A 2,969-nucleotide genomic window follows, 5' to 3' on the forward strand; every position below is an offset into this window, starting at 1 on the left:
TTCATCGTCGGCGCGCTCTGCGAGGCGATCAGCCGGCCGACCTCGGTCGAACCGGTGAAGCTCATGGCGCGGACCCGCGCATCGGCGCACATCGTGCCGACGATGGTGCGGGCGTCGCCGGTGACGACGTTGAAGACACCGGCAGGCAAGCCGGCGCGCTCGCCGAGTTCGGCCAGCGCTAGCGCCGACAGCGGCGTTTCCGAGGACGGATGCGCCACCACCGTGCAGCCGGCGGCAAGAGCCGCGGCGGCCTTGCGGGTAAGCATGGCCGAGGGGAAATTCCAGGGCGTAACGACGCCAACGACGCCGATGGGCTCGCGGCGCACGGTCATCTCGGCATTCGGCAGATGGCTGGTGACGCTTTCGGCGTTGAGGCGCTTTGCCTCCTCGGCATACCACTCGACGAAGGAAGCGGCGTAGTCGATCTCGCCCAGCGATTCCTTCAGCGGCTTGCCCTGTTCCAGCGTCATCAGAAGCGACAGGTCGTCCTTGGCGGCGATCATGAGCTCAAACCATTTTCGCAGGATTCTGGAGCGCTCCTGGGGGAGGGCCGAGCGCCAGCCTGGCAGGGCGCGCGCCGCCGCATTCACCGCCTCGGTCGTCTGCCTTGCATCGAGCGCCGCGACAAAAGCCACGGTGGAACCGGTCGCGGGATCGGTGACCTCGAAGCTCGCCGCCCCTGCGCCCGCGATCCAGTGCCCACCGACGTAACCGAGGTCACGCAACAGCCGGCGGTCGGCAAGGCGGTCCAATGCGTCATGGCGGTGCGGTCGGGCAAAGTGCGCGGACATCGACATCTCCCTTCGATGCCGGAAGCATCGGCCGCGATGGGCGAAAAAGGAGACTGTTTCGGCGCCTTTGAAGAGAGAGATAGTCTCTATTGACCGGCCGCCGGAGACGATCTCTCCGTGTCAGGACTGCTGCGGCAGCAACTCGGCCACCGGCAGCACGGTCTCCTCCTTGACCGTCTTGGTGACGATGTAGGTGAAATAGCGGTCGATGCCGATCTCGCGCTCGAGCAGGCCGTCCACCAGTCGCTGATAGGCATCGATATCGCGCGCCATGACCTTGAGGATGTAGTCGACGCCGCCGCCTACCGACCAGCACGCAACGATTTCCGGAATATCGCGAACGACGCGCTCGAACCGGTCGAAGTCCGCCTGCCGGTGGTTGGCCAGGGTCACCTCCATCAGCACCATTGCCACCGGCGCGATGGCACGCACGGCGATTTCCGCGTGATATCCGGAAACGATGCCAGCCTTTTCCAGCTTGCGCAGCCGCATCCAGCACGGTGTCGGCGACAGGCCGACCTTCTCGGCCAGCGCGAGCTTGGTGATACGCCCATCGCGCTGGATCGCATCGAGAATCCTGAGGTCGATAGGGTCGAGTTTTGCTGCCGCCATGCGGGTTCCGCCTTTCGTTGGAGACACCATGACGACGCATTATTTCGATTGTCAATTGCACTGATTTTGATCTCTAATATGTCATGACATTGTGGCAGCCAGATCCTGCGCTCATCCGCCGCCCGGCCTATCTCTCGCTGGCCGACCAGTTCGCCCGGGCCATCCATGACGGGCGGCTTGCGAATGGCACGCGGCTGCCGACGCATCGCCGGCTGGCGGACGACCTGAAGCTTTCAGTGCAGACAGTCAGCCGCGCCTATGAGGAATTGATCCGACGCGGCCTGATTTCGGGCGAGGTCGGTCGTGGCAGCTTCGTCCAGACGCAGCGGCGCGAGCCGGAGCCGCCCTACATCCCGGAAAGGCTGGGCGAGGTCATCGACCTTTCCATCCTGAAGCCGGTTTGCGAGCCGATGCACCTGGAAAAGCTGAAGCAGGCGCTAGGCTGGCTGGCCGAGAACCTGCCGGCGAGTTCGGCGCTCTCCTTCCGGCCGAACATGGTGTTTCCACGTCATCGCGCGGTCGCGGTCGAGTGGCTGAAGCTCTGCGGCCTCGAAGCCTCGCCGCAGAACATCAGCGTCACCAACGGCGCCACCGCCGGCATGACGGTCGCGCTGATGAGCGTCGCGCCGCCTGGATCGACGGTCGCCACCGAGGCGATCGGTCATCACACGCTGATCCCGCTCGCCCGCTACCTCGGCTTCAATCTCGAAGGCTTGCCGATCGACGACAACGGCCTCATCCCGGAGGCGCTCGACGAGGCCTGCCGCCTTTCCGACATTCGCGCGGTATTCGTCCAGCCCTCGGTGATCAACCCGACGGCCACCTTGATGGACGCTACCCGGCGCGAGCGCATCGCGGCGGTTGCGCGCAAGCACGACATCGCCATCATCGAGAACGATGTTCTGGGTCCGCTGGTCGAGGGCCGGCCTCCGGCCGTCGCCGCCTTCGCGCCCGAGAGGACGCTCTACGTCACGTCCTTCACCAAGATCACGGTGCCGGGCCTTCGCATCGGCTATCTCGCCGTGCCCGACCGCTATGTCGCGGCCGTCGCCAACCGCCATCTGGTCTCGAACTGGATGGCAACGCCGATGGTGGCGGAGATCGCGACGCGCTGGGTAAACGACGGCACGGCATCGGAGCTCGTCGACTGGCAACGCACCGCGCTCAGGCGGCGGCAGGAAATCGCGGCGGAGGTGCTGGCAGGCGTGGACTATCGCGTCCACCGCGACGGACTGCATCTTTGGCTCGAACTGCCCGAAGACCGCGCCGAGGAAAGTTTTGTCGCGCAGGCGCGCCTTCGCGGCGTGGCGATCGCGCCCGGCACCTCGTTCCGCATCGCCGACACGCCCTGGCATCCAGCCGTGCGTATCTCGCTCGGATCGACGACCGAAGGGGAACTGCGGGCCGGTTTGAGCGTTGTCGCCAAGCTCCTGCTTGGCGATCCCGAGCATCTCCTGCTCGCCATCTGAGGCACAAGCTGAGCGCAGATTGCCCTGAAAATTGTGCGGCGCCCGGAAATATTGTCATGATATTATTTTCCCAATTGACATGATTTAGCGCGTTTCG

Annotated in this window: 3 protein-coding genes; 1 reads left to right on the plus strand and 2 read right to left on the minus strand. The window is 65.0% G+C overall.

Going from position 1 to position 2,969, the window contains the following annotated elements; all coding sequences use genetic code 11:
* A partial coding sequence (locus tag Q0L57_RS10305) for an aldehyde dehydrogenase family protein (protein WP_296742113.1) occupies positions 1-791 on the minus strand: 791 nt, incomplete at its 3' end.
* A gap of 120 nt (positions 792-911) precedes the next feature.
* A complete protein-coding gene (locus Q0L57_RS10310; protein ID WP_296742116.1) occupies positions 912-1,403 on the minus strand; it encodes an Lrp/AsnC family transcriptional regulator in 492 nt (163 codons plus the stop codon).
* A gap of 83 nt (positions 1,404-1,486) precedes the next feature.
* On the opposite strand from Q0L57_RS10310, the gene Q0L57_RS10315 reads away from it, so the two are divergent.
* Positions 1,487-2,872 (plus strand): PLP-dependent aminotransferase family protein, encoded by a 1,386-nt coding sequence (locus tag Q0L57_RS10315; protein ID WP_296742119.1) that lies wholly within the window; start codon positions 1,487-1,489, stop codon positions 2,870-2,872.
* The last annotated feature ends 97 nt before the right edge of the window (positions 2,873-2,969 follow it).

Source organism: Mesorhizobium sp., from assembly GCF_024509055.1.
Taxonomy (GTDB): domain Bacteria; phylum Pseudomonadota; class Alphaproteobacteria; order Rhizobiales; family Rhizobiaceae; genus Mesorhizobium.

Coding starts and splice junctions, on each gene's coding strand:
- Q0L57_RS10310 (WP_296742116.1), bottom strand. CDS start 1,403: ATGGCGGCAGCAAAACTCGACCCTATCGACCTCAGGATTCTCGATGCG.
- Q0L57_RS10315 (WP_296742119.1), top strand. CDS start 1,487: ATGACATTGTGGCAGCCAGATCCTGCGCTCATCCGCCGCCCGGCCTAT.